This window comes from Streptomyces humi (assembly GCF_001005085.2).
Taxonomy (GTDB): domain Bacteria; phylum Actinomycetota; class Actinomycetes; order Streptomycetales; family Streptomycetaceae; genus Streptomyces; species Streptomyces humi.
Genome location: NZ_LBMU02000079.1, coordinates 146595 through 166388 on the forward strand (window position 1 = coordinate 146595; position 19794 = coordinate 166388).

18 protein-coding genes are annotated in these 19794 nt (G+C 72.8%); 12 read left to right on the top strand and 6 right to left on the bottom strand.

From position 1 onward, the window contains the following. Positions 1-24 precede the first annotated feature (24 nt). A complete protein-coding gene (locus AAW13_RS31950) occupies positions 25-1713 on the top strand; it encodes a DUF885 domain-containing protein (protein WP_046730046.1) in 1689 nt (562 codons plus the stop codon). Positions 1714-1807: 94 nt separating this feature from the next. Here AAW13_RS31950 and AAW13_RS31955 read toward each other — a convergent pair whose 3' ends face one another. Then, a complete protein-coding gene (locus tag AAW13_RS31955; protein WP_046730047.1) occupies positions 1808-3232 on the bottom strand; it encodes a purine-cytosine permease family protein in 1425 nt (474 codons plus the stop codon). Between the two features lie 33 nt (positions 3233-3265). Continuing rightward, positions 3266-4183 carry a flavin reductase gene (locus tag AAW13_RS31960; RefSeq protein WP_046730048.1) on the bottom strand — a complete coding sequence of 306 codons (918 nt, stop codon included), beginning with the start codon at positions 4181-4183 and terminating at the stop codon, positions 3266-3268. Between the two features lie 210 nt (positions 4184-4393). Between AAW13_RS31960 and AAW13_RS31965 the strand changes: the two genes are divergently transcribed. From AAW13_RS31965 to AAW13_RS32010, 10 genes are all read left to right on the top strand, one after another. Further along, positions 4394-5518 carry an LLM class flavin-dependent oxidoreductase gene (locus tag AAW13_RS31965; RefSeq protein WP_046730049.1) on the top strand — a complete coding sequence of 375 codons (1125 nt, stop codon included), beginning with the start codon at positions 4394-4396 and terminating at the stop codon, positions 5516-5518. Next, a complete protein-coding gene (locus tag AAW13_RS31970; RefSeq protein ID WP_046730050.1) occupies positions 5515-6117 on the top strand; it encodes an amino acid synthesis family protein in 603 nt (200 codons plus the stop codon). Before AAW13_RS31965 ends, AAW13_RS31970 begins: the two co-directional genes overlap by 4 nt. After that, complete coding sequence (locus AAW13_RS31975; protein WP_046730051.1) at positions 6114-6665, top strand: amino acid synthesis family protein; 552 nt, start codon at positions 6114-6116, stop codon at positions 6663-6665. The genes AAW13_RS31970 and AAW13_RS31975 overlap by 4 nt, the downstream gene beginning before the upstream one ends. A 1-nt stretch (position 6666) precedes the next feature. Beyond that, a complete protein-coding gene (locus tag AAW13_RS31980) occupies positions 6667-7524 on the top strand; it encodes an alpha/beta fold hydrolase (protein ID WP_079179047.1) in 858 nt (285 codons plus the stop codon). Then, positions 7521-9011, top strand: a complete 1491-nt coding sequence (locus AAW13_RS31985; protein ID WP_046730052.1) for an aldehyde dehydrogenase — start codon at positions 7521-7523, stop codon at positions 9009-9011. Before AAW13_RS31980 ends, AAW13_RS31985 begins: the two co-directional genes overlap by 4 nt. An 81-nt stretch (positions 9012-9092) precedes the next feature. Beyond that, entirely contained in the window at positions 9093-9794 is a 702-nt protein-coding gene (locus AAW13_RS31990; protein ID WP_046730053.1) for a GntR family transcriptional regulator, read from the top strand. Between the two features lie 133 nt (positions 9795-9927). Continuing rightward, a complete protein-coding gene (locus AAW13_RS31995) occupies positions 9928-10602 on the top strand; it encodes a hypothetical protein (RefSeq protein WP_046730054.1) in 675 nt (224 codons plus the stop codon). A 144-nt stretch (positions 10603-10746) separates the two neighbouring features. Then, positions 10747-10974 carry a ferredoxin gene (locus AAW13_RS32000; protein WP_046730084.1) on the top strand — a complete coding sequence of 76 codons (228 nt, stop codon included), beginning with the start codon at positions 10747-10749 and terminating at the stop codon, positions 10972-10974. After that, complete coding sequence (locus tag AAW13_RS32005) at positions 10961-12355, top strand: NAD(P)/FAD-dependent oxidoreductase (protein ID WP_046730055.1); 1395 nt, start codon at positions 10961-10963, stop codon at positions 12353-12355. Before AAW13_RS32000 ends, AAW13_RS32005 begins: the two co-directional genes overlap by 14 nt. A gap of 35 nt (positions 12356-12390) precedes the next feature. Next, on the top strand, positions 12391-13617 hold the full coding sequence (locus AAW13_RS32010) for a cytochrome P450 (protein ID WP_046730056.1): 1227 nt from the start codon (positions 12391-12393) through the stop codon (positions 13615-13617). A 7-nt stretch (positions 13618-13624) separates the two neighbouring features. Here AAW13_RS32010 and AAW13_RS32015 read toward each other — a convergent pair whose 3' ends face one another. Together AAW13_RS32015 and AAW13_RS32020 are read right to left on the bottom strand one after the other, a co-directional pair. Next, the gene (locus AAW13_RS32015) at positions 13625-14140 is read right to left on the bottom strand and encodes an immunity 21 family protein (protein WP_046730057.1); all 516 of its coding nucleotides are present in this window, start codon (positions 14138-14140) and stop codon (positions 13625-13627) included. A 47-nt stretch (positions 14141-14187) separates the two neighbouring features. Then, positions 14188-14670, bottom strand: a complete 483-nt coding sequence (locus AAW13_RS32020) for a rhodanese-like domain-containing protein (protein WP_046730058.1) — start codon at positions 14668-14670, stop codon at positions 14188-14190. Positions 14671-14806: 136 nt separating this feature from the next. Between AAW13_RS32020 and AAW13_RS32025 the strand changes: the two genes are divergently transcribed. Further along, on the top strand, positions 14807-15253 hold the full coding sequence (locus AAW13_RS32025; RefSeq protein WP_046730059.1) for an Lrp/AsnC family transcriptional regulator: 447 nt from the start codon (positions 14807-14809) through the stop codon (positions 15251-15253). On the opposite strand, the gene AAW13_RS32030 is transcribed toward AAW13_RS32025, so the two are convergent. Together AAW13_RS32030 and AAW13_RS32035 are read right to left on the bottom strand one after the other, a co-directional pair. Continuing rightward, positions 15250-18240, bottom strand: a complete 2991-nt coding sequence (locus AAW13_RS32030; RefSeq protein ID WP_046730060.1) for an AAA family ATPase — start codon at positions 18238-18240, stop codon at positions 15250-15252. The two genes, AAW13_RS32025 and AAW13_RS32030, sit on opposite strands and share 4 nt — an antisense overlap. A gap of 58 nt (positions 18241-18298) precedes the next feature. Beyond that, entirely contained in the window at positions 18299-19462 is a 1164-nt protein-coding gene (locus AAW13_RS32035; protein ID WP_046730061.1) for an exonuclease SbcCD subunit D, read from the bottom strand. Positions 19463-19794 lie beyond the last annotated feature (332 nt).

Here is a 19794-nt window from a genome sequence, read left to right on the forward strand (position 1 = left end):
GGCCGTCGTACGAGGATGGACCGCATGTCACAGACGAACAGCCCGCTGCCCCGTCAGGTCGCCGACACCTTCGTCGACGAACTCATCGCCCTCGATCCGATCACCGGTACGTTCCTCGGCGTGAAGGAGAGCTCGGGCCGGCTGCCCGACACCTCGCCGGCCGGTGACGAAGCACTCGCCCAGCTCCAGCGCGCCACGCTCGCCAGGCTCGACGAGGCCGAGCGGCAGCCCGGCGCGGACAGTGACATCGAGCGCCGCTGCGCCCGTCTGCTGCGGGAGCGGCTCACCGCGTCCCTCGCCGTGCACGAGGCGGACGAGAGCCTGCGTTCCGTCAGCAACCTGAGCTCCGTCGCACACGCCGTGCGCCAGGTGTTCACCGTGACGCCCACCGCCACCGACGAGGACTGGGCGGCGGTCGCGGAGCGGCTGCGGGCGGTGCCCGCCGCGCTGGAGGGCTACCGGCAGTCCCTCGAACTCGGCCTGGACCGCAAGCTGTACGGGGGCCCGCGGGCCACCGCCACCTTCGTCGGGCAGCTCGGCGAGTGGGCCGACACGGGCGACGGCAGGGGCTGGTTCGAGCAGTTCGCGGCAGCCGGGCCGGAGGCGCTGCGCACCGAGCTGGACGAGGCGGCCCGATCCGCCACCGAGGCGGTCGTGGCGCTGCGCGACTGGATGCGGGACGTGTACGCGCCGGCGATCGAGGGCGCGCCGGACGTGGTGGGCCGCGAGCGGTACGCCCGTTGGGTCCGCTACTTCAACGGCACGGACCTCGATCTGGACGAGGCGTACGCGTACGGCTGGTCCGAGTACCACCGGCTGCTGGGCGAGATGAAGGCCGAGGCGGAGAAGATCCTGCCCGGCGCGGCCACGCCCTGGGAGGCACTGGCGCACCTGGACGCGCGGGGCACGCACATCGAGGGCGTCGACGAGGTGCGGGACTGGCTCCAGTCCGTGATGGACGAGGCCATCGAGCGGCTGGACGGCACTCACTTCGACCTGGCCGAGCGGGTCCGCCGGGTGGAGTCCCGGATCGCGCCGCCCGGCAGTGCGGCGGCGCCGTACTACACGCCGCCGTCGGACGACTTCTCGCGGCCCGGGATCACCTGGCTGCCGACGATGGGCCAGACCCGGTTCCCGGTCTACGACCTGGTCTCGACCTGGTACCACGAGGGTGTGCCCGGCCACCACCTCCAGCTGGCGCAGTGGAAGCACATCGCCGACGACCTCTCCCGCTACCAGGCGAGCGTCGGCATGGTCAGCGCCAACGCCGAGGGCTGGGCGCTGTACGCGGAACGGCTGATGGACGAACTGGGCTTCCTCACCGACCCCGAGCGCAGGCTCGGCTACCTGGACGCGCAGATGATGCGGGCGGCGCGGGTCATCATCGACATCGGCATGCACCTGGAACTGACGATCCCCGACGACTCCCCCTTCCACCCCGGGGAGCGCTGGACCCCCGACCTGGCGCAGGAGTTCTTCGCCGCGCACAGCAGCCGGCCCGCGGACTTCGTGGTGAGCGAGCTGACCCGCTACCTGTCGATGCCGGGCCAGGCCATCGGCTACAAGCTGGGCGAGCGGGCCTGGCTGCTGGGCCGGGAGAAGGCGCGGGAGCGGCAGGGTGACGGCTTCGACCTGAAGGCCTGGCACATGGCGGCCCTGTCGCAGGGGTCGCTGGGCCTGGACGACCTGGTGGAGGAGCTGTCCCGGCTCTGACGCGCGGGTGCGGCCGGCGTACCCCCTCGGGTGAGGGGGGGTACGCCGGCCGTGTGCCCGTGTGCTGCTTGTACCGGCCGGCCCTGGTGGGCCGTCAGGACACGTCCACGGGCGGCTTGCCGGACACCGCCGCCGGCACGGGCCCGGCGGAGGCGACCCACAGCGGCTTCAGCCGGTACGTCAGCAGGTACAGCACCGCTCCCGCTCCGGCCGCCACGAACATGCTCAGGTCGCCCGCGCCGGGATGCGCCTTCGAGAACGGGCCGGTGTAGAAGCTGGACTGCCAGAACGGCACCGACGCGGCGACCCCGCCCGCCCAGGCGACGAACCCCCAGTCCAGCACCCGGTGGCGGTCGTACAGCTCCTCGATCCGGGACGGGTCGGAGCGTCCGCCGAGGTAGAAGTCGAGCAGCAGCACGGCGGCGAAGGGGGCGATGAAGTAGGCGGTGAGGTTGAGGAAGACCTTGAACTTGTCCTCGGTGCCGGACTCGCCCCACAGGCTGATGCCGTAGGCCAGCAGGCAGATCACGGTGACCGCCTGGGAGCGGCTGACCGGGACCTTCAGGGTCTGGACGGAGATCGCGCCGCCGTAGACGTTGAGGAAGTTCTGGGCGAGCGCGGAGAGTCCGACGGCGATCAGCGCCGGGACGGCGAACGGGCCCGCCAGTTCGTGCAGCGCGGTGATGGAGTCGGAGCTGGTGGCGCTGCCGCCGACGACCACGCCGAGGATGCCCAGCCAGCAGATGGTGACGAAGTTGCCGAGCCCGGTGTACCAGGCGGTGCGGGTGACCACCTCGGGGGTGTCGGGGAGGTACCGCGAGTAGTCCGACGCGAAGGGGGCCCAGGCGACCAGGAAGGAGAGGAACCAGCCGCAGAAGGTGATCCAGCCGCCGGTGGCGCCGATGTATCCGGAGGCGTGCGGGTCGGAGTGGAAGAAGCTGCCGCCGCGCACCACCGCGACCACGGTGATCAGCAGGAACAGCGGGGTGAGGACGTAGGTGAGGACCCGCTGCAAATAGTTGATCATGTTGTAGCCGTAGATCGACACCACCAGCTCGACGGCCGTGAGCACTCCCGCGCACAGCCAGAACGGCAGGTGGGTCAGTTCCGCGAACGCCTTGCCGCCGAGGATCACGGTGACGGACGCCCAGCCGATCCCGGCGAAGACGTTGATGTAGGCGACGGGCAGGAAGTTGCCGAAGAAGCCGAGGGGGCCGCGGGCCTGGATCTGCTGGGGCACCCCGAGCCGTACGCCCATCCGGGACATCACGGCCATCAGCAGGGAGCCGGACGCGGCGCCGATCACGATGGCGGCCGTGGCGGCGCCGAAACTCAGTCCGAACCAGGCCGCGCTGAAGCCGAGCAGGATGATCGGGAAGTTCAGGCCGGCCGCGAACCAGACGAAGAACTGTGAACTGGGTCGGCCGTGCCGCTCGCTGTCGGGGATGTGGTCGACGCCGAAGGGTTCGACCTTGGTGACCGAGCTGCCGTAGACCGGCGCCGGTGTTCCTTCTGTCATGCGGTGCTCCTGGTCTCGGGTCTCAGCGGAGGGTCACCACGGCAGCGGCGCCGTGTGCGAGATGTCGAAGAAGCCGCCGCCGCTGTAGACGAGCGGGGCGAGGTCGTCGTGGCGGGCGGAGACCACCCGGCCGGTGAACACCGTGTGGCTGCCGGCCTCCAGGCGCTCGCCGATCTCGACCTCCAGCTGGGCGCAGGCGCCGTCGACCAGCGGGGCGCCGAAGGCTCCGGGCGTCCAGGAGATCCGGGCGAACTTGTCCTCACCCTTGGTGGCGAAGGTCTTCGCGACGTCGAGCTGGTCGGCGGCGAGGATGCTGATGCCGAGGTGGCCGGCCCGGTGCAGGGCGGGATGGGTGGCGGAGCTGCGCTGGACGCACACCAGCACCATCGGCGGGTCGAGGGAGATGCTGGAGAAGGCGTTGACGGCGAGCCCCCTGGGGGTCCCGTCGTCGTCGGTGGTGACCACGGTGACGCCGGTGATGAACTTGCGGTGCACGCCGCGTACCAGGTCGGGATCTACGGCGGCCCGCTGGGCGGTGGTGATGATCCCGAGGGCCTCCAGCAGCTGACGGGAGTCGAAGGTCACCCACTCCTCGGCGACGGCTGTTCCGTCGAAGCGGGCGAAGGTGGCGCCCGAGACCTCGACGGGCCGTCCGGTGGGCGGCACGCCGAGGAAGGCGCCGGTGTGCCGGCCGGTGCTGCGCCAGCGGACCGCCACCCGGTCGCCGTCCTCGACGACCTCCTCGATCTCGGTGCGCAGGTCGGGAAACGCGTCGCGCACGGCGCGGATGGAGTCCTTGAACTGGTCGCGGGTCTGGGTGGTGCCGGCGGGCCCGCGGCGACGGACGTAGGTGGGGCTGAGCAGGTCGTCGAGCGCTTCGACCCTCCCCTCGTCCCAGGCGGCCCGCCAGGCGGAACGGAGGAGGGAGGTGCGGTCAAGAGTGTGGGTCATGGCGGTCCCATCGGTCAGCTCTTGTATGGCAGAGGACGGTAAGTACGCCACACAATGCTGTCAACACCCCTGGCACAAAAGCTCGATCCTCCCTGGTGGGCCCAGTAAATACACAGGTCATGCCTGTTTCGCCAAGGCGAGCCCTTGACGGGCCTCATCGACACTCCTAGCCTCGCTTGCATGGCACAGCCGGAGTGGAAAGGACACTCGATGCGGTTCTCGATATTCCACAACCTCGGAGCACCCGGGCGCCTCGGCGAGTACGCCCAAGTCATGGACGAGGCACGCGAGTTCGCCGTGGCGGCGGAGGAGGCGGGCTTCTGGTCCACCTGGTACACGGAGCATCACTTCGGGCACGAGGCCATCGAGATCACCCCGAACCCGGTGCTCATGGGCGCCGACATCGCCGCCCGCACCTCGCGCATCCGGATCGGCCAGGCGGCCTCGATCGCCACGTTCTGGCATCCGCTGCGCCTGGCCGAGGACATCGCGATGCTCGACCAGCTCTCGGGCGGCCGGGTCGAGGTAGGCCTCGGCCGTGGTCTCTACGGCCGCGAGGCCCTCAACCTCAACGCTCTCGCGGACCCCCGCGACCAGGAGCAGAACCGGGCGCTGTACGACGAGACGGTGGAGATCCTGCGCAAGGCGTGGAGCGGCGAGTTCTTCTCGCACCGGGGCCGCTTCTACGAGTTCCCGGCCCCCGGCGTGAAGTGGAACCACCCGCTCTCCCCCGCCACCGACGACTACACGTCCGCCGGTGTCATCACGAAGATGCAGGTCACGCCGTTCCCGGTGCAACGCCCACACCCTCCGCTCTGGCAGGTCATCGACAGCCCACGGTCCATTCGGGCGGCGGCCGCGGACGGCGTCCAGGGCATGTTCTGGCTGCCGCCGGTCTCCGCCCTCAAGGACCGCTTCGAGCTGTACCGGTCCACGGCGAGCGAGGCGGCCGGCCGCGAGTACGCACTCGGCGAGGGCATCGGCCTGGTCCGTGACGTGTACGTGGCCGACACCATGGAGCAGGCCCGCGCCGACTTCGAGGAGTCGCTGATGACGACGTACCGCTGGATCATGCACTGGCGGGGCCTGGCCAACCTGATGGAGGCCGGCGAGGAGCTCACCGACGCGCACGAGTTGTCGTACGACTTCCTGCACGGCCGCAACCTGCTGGTCGGCACGCCCGAGTACGTGGCGGAGAAGATCGCCGAGTTGCGCGACGAGGTCGGCCTGGAGCACCTGCTGCTGTGGACCACGCACCCGGGCCTGGAGCACCGCAAGGCGATGCGCAGCCTCGAACTCTTCGCGGACAAGGTCATGCCGGAGTTCACCGTATGACGGGCATCCGGAAGGTCGTGACCGTCGTCGACGAGGTGCTGCTGGAACTGGGCCGCCCGGTGGCGGTTCCGGTACGGCGGGTCGCGACGGCCGCGGTGATCCGCAATCCGTGGGCCGGCCGCGGCTTCGTCGCCGACCTACAGCCCGAGGTGGCGGCGGTGGCACCGGAGCTGGCGCGGCTGCTGACCGGCAGGCTGATCACGGAGCTCGGCGGTGTCGACCGGGTGGCGGCCTTCGGCAAGGCGGCCGTGGTGGGACTCGACGGGGAGATCGAGCACGGCGGCGCGCTGATCCACACCCCGTACTTCGGCAACGTCCTGCGGGAGCTGACGGAGGGCACCTCGATCATCGTCTTCAGTGACGACCGGCTGCCGGCGGGCGAACCGCTCACCGTGCCGCTCTGGCACAAGACGGCCGCCGCGACCCGCTCGCACTACCAGACCGTGCAGATCCGGGTCCCCGACGCGCCGCGCCCCGACGAGATCGTGGTGGTGGCCGCCGCCGCGTCCGGCCCCCGCCCCAACGCCCGGATCGGGGACCGCCGTACCGACCCCGCCGTCCGCCTCGCCGACCTGGAGAAACTGGAGAGCGCCCGATGAACGTCCGGAAGATCATCACGTACACCGAGGACATCCACACCGAGGGCGGCCGCCCGGTCGATCCGCCCGCCCGTACGGCGGTGGTGCTCGCGGTGATCGAGAACCCCTGGGCGGGCCAGGGCTTCGTGGCCGACCTGCTGCCGGGCATCGACGAAGTCGCCCCGAAACTGGGTGAGTTGCTGGCCCCCCGGGTGGTCGAGGCGCTCGGCGCGCCGGTGGCGGCGTACGGCAAGGCGGCGATCGTCGGGCTGGACGGCGAGGTCGAGCACGGCTCGGGCCTGATCCACACGCTCAAGTTCGGCGACCACTTCCGCCGGGCCGCGCACGCCACGACCCTGCTGCCGGCGGTGGAGAAGCGGGCGGCGGCCGGGACGGTCTTCGACATCCCCCTCAAACACGTCACGGACGCCACGGTCCGCTCCCACCACCAGAGCATCGAGGTCCGGGTGCCCGACGGCCCGCGCGCCGACGAGATCGTGATCGGCCTGGCGGCGGCCGCCCAGGGCAGGCCGCAGGCACGGCTGGCCCCGCTGTCGACGGAACAGTGACATGGCGGCGGCCCTGCACCACGAGGTCCACGGCTGCGACGGCCCCGACCTGGTCCTGCTGCACGGCGTGGGACTGGACCGGACGATGTGGGCGCGGTGCCTGCCCGCCCTGGCGGAGCGGCACCGCGTGACCCTGGTCGACCTGCGCGGCCACGGTGACTCGCCGCGCGCGGAAGCCGGGGTGTCGCTCGCGGAACTGGCGGCGGACGTCGCGGAGTTGCTGACCGGCCCGACGCATCTGGTGGGCTTCTCGCTGGGCGCCCTGGTGGCCCAGCGACTTGCCGTCGTCCGGCCCGAGTCGACGGCCACCCTCACCCTGGTCAGCTCGGTCGCCGGGCGGACGGAGGCGGAACGGACGGCGGTGGCCCGGCGCCGGGAACGGGCCCGCTCGGACTTCGAGGCGTCCGCGCGGGCCGCGGTGGACCGCTGGTTCTCCCCCGAGTGGCGAGCGGCCGAGCCCGAGTTGCCGGGGCGGGTGCTCGCCACGCTGCTGGCCAACGACCGGACGTCGTACCTGGCCTGCTACGACGTCTTCGCGACGGCGGACGCCGGCCTGTGGCCGCTGCTGCCGGACATCGCGGCCCGGACGCTGGCGGTGACGGGAGCGGACGATCCGGGCTCCACTCCGGAGATGACCCGACGGCTGGCCGCGCGGATCCCGGACGTGTCCACGTGCGTGCTCCCCGAAGCCCGTCACCTGCTGCCACTGGAACGCCCGGCCGAACTGACCGAGCTGATCCTGGGACACACGGCACCCCCGGCGCCCCTCCAGGGGCCCTGGGGCACCCCCGGCCGCGAGCCGGGGAAGGAACCCCGCGAGCAACCACCCACCACCCGCAGCCGAGGAGCCACGGCATGACCCCACTCCCTCGTCACCAGCACTACATAGCCGGCGAATGGACCGCTCCGGCCTCCGGCGACTACTTCCCGAGCCTCAACCCCACCACCGCCGAACCCTGGTACGAAGCCGCGAGCGGCACCGCCGAGGACGTCGACCGCGCCGTCAGGGCGGCCCGCACCGCCTTCGAGGACCCCCGCTGGCGCGACCTCAGCCAGACCCGCCGGGGCCGTCTGCTGCGCAACCTCGCCGACCTCATCGGCGAGCACGCGGAGGAACTCGCCCGCACCGAGACCCTCGACAACGGCAAGCTGCTCCGCGAGATGCGCGCCCAACTCGCCGGTCTTCCCGAGTACTTCCACTACTACGCGGGTCTCGCCGACAAGATCCACGGTGAGGTCGTGCCGGGCGCCAGCCGTGACCTGCTCAACTACACCCTGCGTGAACCGGTCGGCGTCGTGGGCGCGATCACCCCGTGGAACTCGCCGCTCCTGCTGACCGCCACCAAGCTGGCGCCGGCCCTCGCCGCGGGCAACACGGTGGTGGTCAAGCCGTCCGAGCACACCTCTGCCTCCCTTCTCGCCCTCGCCCCGCTGTTCGAGGAGGCCGGTTTCCCCCCGGGTGTCGTCAACGTGGTGACCGGCTTCGGCGCGACCGCGGGCGGTCCCCTCACCGAGCACCCGGACGTGGCCAAGGTGACCTTCACCGGTTCCACCGAGACCGGCCGCCGTATCGCCCGCACCTGCGCCGACCGCCTGGTCCGCTGCACTCTCGAACTCGGCGGGAAGTCGCCCAACATCGTCTTCCCGGACGCCGACCTCGCGTCCGCGTCGATGGGCGTGGTCGCCGGCATCTTCGCGGCGGCCGGCCAGACGTGTGTCGCGGGCAGCCGCGTGCTGGTGCACCGGGACGTGTACGACGAGGTGCTGGAACGAGTGGCCGCGCGGGCCGCCACCATCCGGATCGGCGACCCGCTGGCGGACGCCACCGAACTGGGCCCGCTCGCCCTCGCCGACCAGCTGGCCAAGGTCGAGTCGTATGTCGAACTCGGTGTCGCCGAGGGCGGCAAGGTGGTCTGCGGCGGGGCCCGGCCCGACACCGCGGGTCTGGACGGCTGGTTCTACTCCCCGACCGTCTTCACCGGGACGGACAACTCGATGCGGATCTGCCGTGAGGAGATCTTCGGGCCGGTCGCGACGGTCATGCCGTTCGGCTCCGAGGAGGAGGCGCTCGCGATCGCCAACGACTCCTCGTACGGCCTGGCGGCGGGCGTGTGGACCCGGGACGTCAACCGGGTGCACCGGATGGCGGCGCGGCTGGAGGCGGGCACCGTGTGGGCCAACACCTACCGGTCGATGTCGCCGATGTCCCCGCGGTCCGGCTTCAAGAGCAGCGGTACCGGCGTCGAGCACGGGACGGAGGTGATCCGGGAGTACACGCGGCTGAAGAGCGTGTGGATCAACACCAGCGAGGAGCCGGCCGGAGACCCCTTCGTCCTGCGCTCGTGAGACGGCACTTGCATGGCAGCCCACCTCCCCCGTTCCCACGTGGTTGACGCCGTGCCGGAGCGCGGACTACGTTCACGTACCATGCAACAACCCAGTGGGCGGGCCCGGAAGCCGCTTCAGCAGACGAGCATGCAGGCCCGTGTCGCCGAGGAGCTGCGGCAGATGATCATCACGGGCGAGCTGCCGCCGCGGTCCGGCCTGTCCGAGATGGCGCTGTCGGAGACCTTCGGCGTCAGCCGGACCCCGATCCGCGAGGCGCTCAAGCAGTTGCAGATCGAGGGCCTGGTCGAGGTACGGCCGCGGGTGGGCACGTTCGTCGCGGTGCCCTCGCGGCGGGAGATCACCGAGCTGTTCCAGATGAAGGAGCTGCTGGAGGGCGCGGCGGCGCGGCTGCTGGCCTTCCGGGGCAACGTGCCCGAGCTGGCCCGGCTCCGGGAGAACATGCGCGAGGCGGACGAGGCCGTGCGCGGCGGCGACGCCGAGGGCTACGCGCGGCTGGTCCACGAGTTCCACGACCTGATCGTGACCGGCGCCGACAACACCAAGCTGGAGGCGCACTACCGCACCCTGATGAACCAGCTCGCGTACGCCCGGCTGGTACGCACCTCGCTCGCCCGGCCGGGCCGGCTGACCGAGTCCGATCACGAACACCACCGCGTCCTGGACCTGATCACCGCCAAGGACGGCGACGGCGCCGAGCGGGTGATGCGCGAACACGTCCGCCGCAGCCACCAGGCGCTGATGGCCGGAATGGACGAACGCGAGGACCGGCAGGAGAGCTAGCGGAGCCGGAGGTGAGGCGGAGGCGTCTGCCGTTCGGGGGTGTTCCGGTGGCGGCGGGCGGGTGCGGGCGGCTTGCTGGTGGCTTGCCGGTGGCGGAGGCCACCGGAGTCACCGGACAGGAAGCGAGCCTCGTATGCAGACCGCCACGCGCCCACGGGAGCCGTTGGAGACCCCCCGCGCCGCCGGGGTGGCCGGGATCCTCTTCGCGCTGCTGCTCGCCGCCGCCATGGTGCTGATCCGGCTGGGGATCCCGCAGGGCGCAGACGCGGTCACCACCCAGCGGGCGGACCCGGCGCAGCGCAGCGCGGTGCACGCGGCCCTGCTGCTGGTGCCGTTCGCGGGAATCTGCTTCCTGTGGTTCGCCGGCGCGGTGCGCGCCCATGTCGGTGAGGGCGAGGACCGGTTCATGGCCACCGTGTTCCTCGGCAGCGGACTGGTCTTCACGGCGACGATGTTCGGCGCCGCCGCGGCGGCCTCGGCCGTGCTCGACACCGCGCATCCGGCGGGCACCTCGCCCTCCAGGGCCGTCTGGGACTACGGCCAGCATCTGGCGTACACGCTGATGATCGGGTACGCGATGCGGATGGCCGCCGTCTTCACCTGTTCCACCTCGGTGATCGGGCACCGGCTGGGCATCCTGCCCCGCTGGCTCAGCGTGCTGGGTCTGCTGGTCACCGTGATCCTGCTGTTCGCGGCGACCTCCGTGCCCTGGAGCGAGCTGGTGTTCCCGGCCTGGTCGCTGCTGCTCAGCGTCTACATCGTGGCGGAGAGCTTCCGCCGCTCCCCCGCCGGGGCCCCGGCGTCCTGAGGGCTCACCCGATCGGCGGGCCCCGGCGGGCGGGGACGGACGGGGGCTCCCATGCTGGCGTGCGGGGAGTTCTCCCCGGTCCGGCCCCGAGGTGCCGGACCGGCGGTATCCACCGGACCCGGCCACCGGAAGGGCGGAGCCATGATGCGCCTCGTCGTCGATCTCAACCGATGCCAGGGATACGCGCAGTGCGCGTTCCTCGCGCCGGACGTCTTCGCCATGCACGGCGAGGAGTCGCTCGTCTACAGCCCGCGCGCCGAGGAGGAGCAGCGGGAGCGGGTGGCCCGCGCCGTGGCCGCCTGCCCGGTGCAGGCGATCACCGCCGACGGCCTGGAGACGGTCGCGGGAGGGGCGTCGGATGCCGCCCGCTGACTATCTGGACTGGCTCCGGCGCGAGGGCCGGATCGTGATCGTGGGTGCCTCGCTGGCCGGGCTGCGGGGCGCCGAGACGCTCCGGGCGGAGGGCTTCGCGGGCGAACTCACCATGATCGGCGACGAGCCGTACGAGCCCTACGACCGGCCGCCGCTGTCCAAGGGAGTGCTGCTCGGCAAGGCGGAGCCGCACCACACGGGGCTGCCGCACCGGCGGGAGATCGACGCGAAGTGGCGGCTCGGTGTCGCGGCCACCGGGCTGGACATCGAGGCCAGGCGGGTCCGGCTGGCCGACGGCGACGAGATCGAGTACGACCGGCTGCTGATCACCACCGGAGTGCGGGCGCGGCCCTGGCCGAAGGAGGAGGAGGCCCGCCTCGACGGTGTCTTCACGCTGCGCACCCGGGACGACGCGGCCGCCCTGCTGCGGCGGCTGAAGGCCGGGCCGCGCCGGGTGTTCGTGATCGGTGCCGGGTTCACCGGTTCGGAGATCGCCTCGGCCTGCCGGGAGCACGGCATCGCGGTCACCGTGGCGGAACGCGCGGGCGCGCCGCTCGTGGGCGCGTTGGGCGGGGTGATCGGCGCGGTCGCCGCCGACATGCACCGGGAGAACGGGGTGGACCTGCGCACCGGGGTCATGGTGACCGCGCTGGAGGGCGACACGGCGGGCCGGGTGCGGGCGGTCCATCTGTCCGACGAGAGCGTGATCGAGGCGGACGTGGTGGTCGTGGGGCTCGGCGCGGTCCGCAACACCGACTGGCTGGCCGGGTCCGGGCTCGGCGCGGGACCACGGGGCATCGCGTGCGACGCGGGCTGCCGGGCCTTCGACTTCCGGGGCATCGTCACCGACGACATCTTCGTGGCCGGTGACGTCGCCCGGTCCCCGCACGCGCTGTTCGGCTACCAGTTCCTGTCCCTGGAGCACTGGGGCAACGCGGTCGCGCAGGCCGAGACCGCCGCGCACAACATGATCAGCCCGAGCGCGGAGCGCAGGCCGCACCTGTGGGTGCCCGCCTTCTGGTCCTCGCAGTTCGGTGTGAACATCAAGTCGGTCGGGGTGCCCCCGATGGGCGACCAGATCATGATCACGCAGGGTTCGCTGGCCGAGCGCCGCTTCGTGGGGGTGTACGGCTTCCAGGGCCGCACGATCGCCGCGGTGAGCTTCGACAACACGCGGTGGCTGGAGTTCTACCAGCGGCAGATCGAGAAGGGCGCGCCGTTCCCGGTGGAGTTCCCGACGGTGGACCGACGGCCCGAGGGACGGGTGCCGGTCGACGCCGACTTCCCGGACCCGGCGCTGCCGACGCACGGCCCCATGGTGACCCTCAGCGGCTACTCGCCGACCGACCAGCAGCTGGTCTTCCACCCCGCCCGGCACTGACCGCAGACCGGCCACGACGCCCCCAAGGACCAGTCATGACGCAGACCTCGATGTTGCGGCAGATCACCGACTTCGCGAACCGCGCCGACCCGTACCCGGTGTACGAGGAACTGCGCAAGACACCGGTGCTGCACGAGGAGGACGGCCCGTACCTCATCAGCGGCTACCACGACATCGAGGCGCTGCTGCACGATCCGCGGATCAGCTCGGACGCCGCCAACCTGGCCGCCCCCGGCGCGGACGAGCTGTCCGGCCCGGAGGCGACGGGGCTGCCGCCGAGCTTCATCCGGCTGGACCCGCCGGAGCACGACCGGCTGCGCAGGATCGCCAACAGCTCCTTCGGGCCGCCGCACCGGCCGCGCCGCATCGAGAACATGCGGGGCCAGCTGGAGGAGATCGTCACCGAGCTGATCGACGGCCTCGGGGACGCGCGGGAGTTCGATCTGGTGGACCAGGTCGCCTACCCGTTCCCGGTCACCGCGATCTGCCGGGTGCTGGGGGTGCCACGCGAGGACGAGCCCCGGTTCCGTGCCTGGGTCGACCCGATCGTGGCGGGCCTGGACCCGGACACCCGTACGGCCGGCGACTCCGAGAAGGCCGCGCAGGAGGCCCGGCTCCAGCTCGGCATGTACCTGAACGGGCTGGTGGAGCAGCGCGCCAGGGAGCCGCGCGACGACATGCTCTCCGACCTGGTGCACAGCCACGGGCCGGACGGCGCGATGACGACCATGGAAGTGCTCAGTACCGCGGTGCTGCTGCTGATCGCGGGCCACGAGACGACCGTCAACCTCATCACCAACGGCATGCTCACGCTGCTGCGGCACCCCGGGGTCCTGGCGCGGCTGCGCGACGACCCGGAACTGTCGGTGCGGATCGTGGAGGAACTGCTGCGCTACGAGCCGCCGGTGCAGCTCCTCCCGCAGCGCACCTGCATCACCGACATCGAGGTGCACGGGGTGACCATTCCGAAGGGGTCGCGGATCTGGCTGGTCCTGGGCGCGGGCAACCGGGACCCGCACCGGTTCACCGACCCCGACCGGTTCGACCCGGACCGCCAGGACATCCAGCACCTGGGCTTCGGCAGCGGTGTCCACAGCTGCTTCGGCGCCCCACTGGCCCGCATCGAGGCCCAGTTGGCGCTGTCCCAGCTGGCCCGGCGGCTGGACAACCCGCGGCTGGTCGAGGACCCGCCGCCGTACCGGCAGAACGCGGTGCTGCGTGGTCCGCGGCACCTCAACATCGCCGTGGACGGCATTAGATGACGGACCGTCAGTTCGTGTCCTTGCGCAACTGCACCAGGCCGAGCCAGGTTTCCGGGCCGGGCCTGGTGTAGGCGGCGCGCACCGTGTAGGTGCCGGGCTCCAGCGGGACGCGCAGATGGTCCCCGCCGGCCACCTCGCCGCCCGGCCAGGCGGAGTCGAACAGGACCACGGGGCCGGGGACCCGCCAGCGGATCTCGTTCTCCCAGACGGCGCTGTCGAGCGCGGCGGGGACCTGGGCCAGCAGTTCGTCCTCGGAGTTGGCGGCGGACCAGCGTACGAAGGTGCCGTGGTCCGGCAGGAAGGACGTCGAGGCGGGTTCGTCGCCGAAGACCAGGGCGGCGCTGTCCCCGACCGGGAGCAGTCCGACGAAGCCGTCGACCTCGCAGGCACGGTCGTAGTCGGTGGCCAGTTCCTCGCTGTCGGCTCCGGCCCAGAAGGGCAGGACCGTCTCCGGGACCGCCACGAGCGGGCCCCCGCCCGACTCGACCCACTCCACCGCGCCTGGATCCGCATAACGAGTCATGGGCTGAACCTACACGTACAGCGACGGCACAGGTTCGCCTCCGGGAATCAGCAACCGCAGTCGCCGTGCACGGGCGCGGTCAGCGGGTCCGGCGCCCGGCGCTCGCGTCCCCGCCAGGTCTCGAACTCGAAGCCTTCACGCACCCAGTACTCGAACCCGCCGAGCATCTCCTTGACCCGGTAGCCGAGTTGGGCGAGGGCGAGGGCGGCGCGGGCCGCGCCGTCGCAGCCGGGCCCCCAGCAGTACGTCACCACGGGCACGTCCGGGTTCAGGAGTCCGACGGCCTGCTCGGCGATGAGCGCGGTGGGCAGGTGGACGGCGCCCGGGACGTGGCCCTGGTCCCAGGATTCGGTGGAGCGGGAGTCGAGGACGACGAAACCGGGGTCGCCGTCGGCGGCGAGGGCGGCGGCCACGTCGGACACGTCGGCGTGGAAGGCGAGGCTCGCCCGGAAGTGGGCGGCGGCCTCGGCGGGGGCGGCCGGGGCGACGCGCAGCACGGGGTTGCGGGTGGTGACGTCCGTCTCGGTCATGTCGTGCCTTTCGCCTCGGCCGCCGAAGGGGCGGCTCTCCATGACCGGAAATCTACGGCCGGTGACCGGCCGACCTGAAGCCGTGATCCCCGGCCCGGACCTTGTCCGGCCGGGGATCACCTGTTATCCATCCCTCATGACCGTGTTTTCCCCGGACGCCACCGACCGGCGCATCCTCGACGTCCTACAGCGCGAGGGCCGGGCCAGTTTCGCCGAGCTGGCCCGTGCCGTCGCGATGTCCCCGAGCGCGGTGACCGAACGCGTCCGCCGCCTGGAGGAGGCGGGCGTGATCCAGGGGTACGCGGCGGTGGTGGACCCGGAACGGCTCGGCCTGCCGATCCTCGCCTTCGTCCGCCTCCGCTACCCCAACGGCAACTACAAGCCGTTCCACGACCTGGTCGCCGTCACCCCCGAGATCCTGGAGGCGCACCACGTCACGGGCGACGACTGCTTCGTCATCAAGGTCACCGCCCGCTCGATGCGCCACCTCGAGGAGATCTCGGGCAGGATCGGCACCCTCGGCTCGGTGACGACCAGTGTCGTCTACTCCTCACCGCTGCCACGCCGGGCGATCGGCACCTAGACGCCGCGCAGTCGCAGTGCGGAGCCCGAGCGGCTCTTGGTGACCTCCAGTTGGGCGTGGACGCGGCGGCGCAGGTCGGCGACGTGGCTGACGATGCCGACGCTGCGGTCGCGTTCGCGCAGCGAGTCGAGGACGTCCAGGACCTCGTCCAGGGCCTGGTCGTCGAGGCTGCCGAAGCCCTCGTCGATGAAGAGGGTGTCCAGGCGGATCCCGCCGGCCTCGTCGGTGACCACGTCCGCGAGGCCGAGGGCGAGGGCGAGGGAGGCGAAGAAGGTCTCGCCGCCGGAGAGGGTGGCGGTGTCGCGTTCCCGTCCGGTCCAGGCGTCGACGACGTGCAGTCCGAGGCCGCTGCGGCCGCGTCCGGTGCGGTCGTCGGAGTGGACCAGGGTGTAGCGGCCGGAGGACATCCGCTGGAGGCGTACGGTCGCGGCGGCGGCGACCTGCTCCAGACGGGCGGCCAGGACGTACGACTCCAGTCGCATCCGGCGTTCGTTGTCGGCGGAGGTCCCGGCGGTGAGGGCGGCGAGCCGGGCGACCCGGTCGTACTCCTCGCGGAGCGGGGCGAGCCGGCGTACCGCCGCCGTCGCGCGGGCGGACAGCCGGTCGAGTTCGGCGCAGCAGCGCTCCGCCCGGTCGCGGGCGGAGGCGGCGTCACGCAGGGTCCGGGCCGCGGCGGTGGCGGCGCCCTCGGCTGCGTCGAGGTCGGCGGGCGCCTGCCGGGCGGCTTCCGCGGTGTCGGACTCCGCCAGCACCGCGCGGACCGCGGCCTCCTCCGACTGCCGTTCGTCCAGGCGCCGTTGGAGTAGGCGGTACGCGGTGTCGGCGAGCAGCGCGGCGGCCGCGGCCTGCGGGGTCTCGAAGCCGGCCCGGTAGGCGGCGTCGGCGAGCCGGGCGTCGGCCTCCTTCAGGTGCCGGGCGGTGTCCTCGGCGGCGCGCGCGGCGTCGGCGGCGTCGGTGAGCAGCGCCACCTGCCGCTCCAGCTGCGCGGCCCGCGCGGCGACGCTGTCGGCACTCCCCCGCGCCTGGGTCAACTCCTCTTCCAAAGAGGCGAGTTCGACGTCGAGTCCGTCGCGCCGGGTGAGCCGGGAGGCGGTCCGGACCTCGGCCTGCTGGCGGTCGGCCAGCCGGCGCTCGCGCTCCCGCTCGGCCAGCCGCAGCTCCTCCTGCGCCGGGTGCAGGGCCGAGGCGGCGCGCCGGGCCCGGGCGTACTCCTGCTCCAACTCGTCCGCTTCAGCGGCCAGTTGACTGGTCGGCGCGTCTCCGGCCGCGGCGGTGGCGGCGGCCAGCGCCTCACGGGCGGTGGCCAGGCGCCGTTCGTCCCGGGCGTGCTGGGCTTCGGCGCGCTGGTGGGCGGCTTCCGCGCGCTCCTCGGCCTCGCCGTCGACGTGGCCCGCGAACTTCCGGGCGGGCGCGGGGTGTTCGGTGGCTCCGCAGACGGCGCAGGGCTCGCCCGTGATGAGCCGGGCGGCCAGCTCGGCGGCGATGCCGGCCAGCCGCTGCTCCTTGAGCCGCAGCCAGTGCTCCTTGGCCTCCAGCGCGAGGGTCCCGGACGCGAGGGCCGTGCGCTGGGCCTCGTCGGTGTCCCGGCCCAGTTCGTCCCGCAGCCGGGCCGCCGCCAGCCGCCGGCGCGCGGGTTCGCGCCGCACGTCGAGCTGTTCGGCCCGCGTCGCGGCCTCCTGGGCGGCGTCGACCCGGGACTGGAGTCCGGCACGGGTGGTGTCCCAGTCGGCGAGCCAGCTCTCGGCCTCGCGCAGCACGTCCTCGTCCGCGCGCTCCTGCCGGTCCAGGCGGCCGCGTTCCTCGACGACGTCGGCGAGCCGCCGCTCGGCCCGGCGCGCGGATTCCAGCCCGCCCAGCTCCTCGGCGGCCCGGCGCGCGGCCCCGGCGAGCCCCGCCGCACCGGCTCCGGCGAAGGTCTCCGGCAGCAGCGCGCGGGCGCGCATCTCCGCGGCGGCCGCGTAGCGGTGCCCGGCCTCGGCGTCCTCGCGCAGCTCCAGCGCCGGCGCCACCGTCTCAGCCTTCCGCGCCCGCTCCATCCGCGCCTGCGTCTCGCGGTGCTCGCCCGCGCTCTCCTCCAGCCGTGCGGCGCGCTGCCGGGCCTGCGCGAACCTGTCCTGCAACCGGGCCAGTTCACGGACGTCCGCGAGCGCGCGATCGGCGGTGAACTGGGCCGACTCGGCGGCAGTGAGACGGCAGTGGGCGACGGTACGGCGCTCGCGGGCGGTGCTGCGTGCCACGGCGGCGGCGGCCAGGACCGCCTCGGCGAGTCCGGGCTCGCCGGGAGCCAGCTCCGGCAGTTCCATCGCGTCGCCGGCCTCCTGCTGCATCCGGTGCGCGTCGGCCAGCAGCGCGGAATCGCCCTCCCGGACCCGGGCCTCGGTGGCCTTGCGGCGTTCGGCGAGGCGCTTCTCGACGTCGGCGAAGCGCTGGGTGTCGAAGAGCCGGCCGAGCAGCTGGCCGCGGGCCTGGGCGTCGGCGCGCAGGAAGCGGGCGAAGTCGCCCTGGGGCAACAGCACGACCTGGCAGAACTGTTCGCGGCTCATGCCGAGGAGCTGGCTGATCTCCTCGCCGATCTCCTGGTGGGAGCGGCTGAGGTCCTTCCAGGCGCCGCCTTCCGCGTCGTACTCGCGCAGCCAGGTCTGGGCCTTGTCGAGCGTCGTGCCGGAGCCGCGCCTCTTGGGGCGTTCCCAGGGCGGCTGCCGGGTGATCTCCAGCCGGCGTCCGGCGACGGTGAGCTCCAGGCGGACCTCGGTCCGGGTGGCCGGGTCGGCGTGGTCGCTGCGCAGGGTGCCGCCCTGGCCGCTCTGGCGGGCGCCGGGGACGGTGCCGTAGAGCGCGTAGCAGACGGCGTCCAGGACGGAGGTCTTGCCGGCGCCGGTCGGGCCGTGCAGGAGGAAGAGGCCGGCGGCGGAGAGCGCGTCGAAGTCGACGCTCTGAGTGGCGCCGAAGGGGCCGAAGGCGGTGAGGTCGAGCCGGTGGAGTCTCATGGGGCGGCCTTCCTGAACGGTGCCGCGCCCGCGGTCGCCGCGTCGGCCGAGGGGTCGGTCACCGTGCCGCCTCCCGGACCGCGTCGTCCGCGCGGACGGCGTCGAACGCCTCGCCGAGCACGGTCAGCTCCCGCTCGTCGGGTCCCGCGCCGCGCACGTGGGCGACGAAGTCCTCGGCGATCTGCCGGTCGGTGCGGCCGGCCAGCCGGCGGGCATAGGTCACGTCGGGGTCGTCCGGGGCGCGGTCGGGTGCGAAGAGCAGGCTGAGGGTGTGCGGGAAGCGGTCGGTGAGACGGGCCATGGGGTCGGCCGGGCGGACCGGGTCGGTGAGGGTGGCCTCGACCCAGGCGCCCACGTGCCGGGTCAGGGCCGGGTCGGCGAGCAGGTCGTCCAGGGTGCCGCGGAGGCGGGCCAGCGGCCGCGGGACCGGGCAGTCGAGGCGCTCGGCGGTGACCGTGCCGTCGGCGGCCAGGTCGACCAGCCACATGCTCTTGCGGTGGTCGGTCTCCGAGAAGGAGTACGCCAGCGGTGATCCGGAGTAGCGGATCCGCCCGGTGATGGTCTGGCAGCCGTGCAGATGGCCGAGCGCCACGTAGTCGACGCCGTCGAAGACCCCGGCGGGGACGGCGGCCACCCCGCCGACGGTGATGTCCCGCTCGCTGTCGCTGGCCTCGCCGCCGGTCACGAACGCGTGGGCCAGGACGACGGAGCGGGTGCCTGGCGCACGGTCGGCCAGGTCGGCGCGGACCCGGTCCATGGCGGCCGCCAGCACCGCCTCGTGACCGGCCCGTTCCGCCCCGAACTCGTCCTTCACCAGGGCGGGTTCCAGGTACGGCAGCCCATAGCAGGCCACGTCGCCGTGGGCGTCGGTGAGCACGACGGGCGTACCGGCGGCGGACGGTTCGGTGCGCAGGTGGATGCCGGCGCGGTCGATGAGACCGGCGCCGACGCCGAGGCGGCGGGCCGAGTCGTGGTTGCCGGAGATCATCACGGTGGGTACGCCGAGCTCGGCGAGCCGGTGCAGGGCATCGTCGAACAACTCGACCGCGGCGAGCGGCGGAACGGCGCGGTCGTAGACGTCCCCCGCCACGAGCACGGCGTCGACGGCCTGTTCACGGACGGTCGCCACGAGGTGGGAGATGAAGTCGGCCTGGGCGCCGAGCATGTCGACCCGGTGGAACGAGCGGCCGAGGTGCCAGTCGGACGTGTGCAGCAACCTCACAGAACCGCCCCGCCCCGCATGTCTCGCCCTCCCGCACGTCGGCCACCGCCCCGGCCGGCACAGCCCGCCGGTCAGCGCCCACCACGCTAACCCCTGCGGAACCCTGCTCCACCACGAAACCCAGCCCTCCACCCACTTCCGCCCCCGAATAACCGGAAATGTCCCCCAGTAATCCATTTCACGCCAGACCAACGCGCGTACGGGGGGACGGACGACCGGGACACGGAGCGAGCACCCCGACCGGCCGGTTACGGGCGGGGGCGGGTGGCGCCGGTCCGCCGAGCGGGCGCGTGCCGGGGGCGGGCGTGGGGCGGGTGCGTGCGGTGTGCGGG

Bases quoted from the DNA above. Each gene is read 5' to 3' on its own strand.
- AAW13_RS31995 (WP_046730054.1), top strand. From the start codon at position 9,928: ATGCAGACCGCCACGCGCCCACGGGAGCCGTTGGAGACCCCCCGCGCC.
- AAW13_RS32020 (WP_046730058.1), bottom strand. From the start codon at position 14,670: ATGACCGAGACGGACGTCACCACCCGCAACCCCGTGCTGCGCGTCGCC.
- AAW13_RS31960 (WP_046730048.1), bottom strand. From the start codon at position 4,183: ATGACCCACACTCTTGACCGCACCTCCCTCCTCCGTTCCGCCTGGCGG.
- AAW13_RS32015 (WP_046730057.1), bottom strand. From the start codon at position 14,140: ATGACTCGTTATGCGGATCCAGGCGCGGTGGAGTGGGTCGAGTCGGGC.
- AAW13_RS32025 (WP_046730059.1), top strand. From the start codon at position 14,807: ATGACCGTGTTTTCCCCGGACGCCACCGACCGGCGCATCCTCGACGTC.
- AAW13_RS32005 (WP_046730055.1), top strand. From the start codon at position 10,961: ATGCCGCCCGCTGACTATCTGGACTGGCTCCGGCGCGAGGGCCGGATC.
- AAW13_RS31965 (WP_046730049.1), top strand. From the start codon at position 4,394: ATGCGGTTCTCGATATTCCACAACCTCGGAGCACCCGGGCGCCTCGGC.
- AAW13_RS31950 (WP_046730046.1), top strand. From the start codon at position 25: ATGTCACAGACGAACAGCCCGCTGCCCCGTCAGGTCGCCGACACCTTC.
- AAW13_RS31970 (WP_046730050.1), top strand. From the start codon at position 5,515: ATGACGGGCATCCGGAAGGTCGTGACCGTCGTCGACGAGGTGCTGCTG.
- AAW13_RS32010 (WP_046730056.1), top strand. From the start codon at position 12,391: ATGACGCAGACCTCGATGTTGCGGCAGATCACCGACTTCGCGAACCGC.
- AAW13_RS32000 (WP_046730084.1), top strand. From the start codon at position 10,747: ATGCGCCTCGTCGTCGATCTCAACCGATGCCAGGGATACGCGCAGTGC.
- AAW13_RS32030 (WP_046730060.1), bottom strand. From the start codon at position 18,240: ATGAGACTCCACCGGCTCGACCTCACCGCCTTCGGCCCCTTCGGCGCC.
- AAW13_RS31955 (WP_046730047.1), bottom strand. From the start codon at position 3,232: ATGACAGAAGGAACACCGGCGCCGGTCTACGGCAGCTCGGTCACCAAG.
- AAW13_RS31985 (WP_046730052.1), top strand. From the start codon at position 7,521: ATGACCCCACTCCCTCGTCACCAGCACTACATAGCCGGCGAATGGACC.
- AAW13_RS31990 (WP_046730053.1), top strand. From the start codon at position 9,093: ATGCAACAACCCAGTGGGCGGGCCCGGAAGCCGCTTCAGCAGACGAGC.
- AAW13_RS31980 (WP_079179047.1), top strand. From the start codon at position 6,667: ATGGCGGCGGCCCTGCACCACGAGGTCCACGGCTGCGACGGCCCCGAC.
- AAW13_RS31975 (WP_046730051.1), top strand. From the start codon at position 6,114: ATGAACGTCCGGAAGATCATCACGTACACCGAGGACATCCACACCGAG.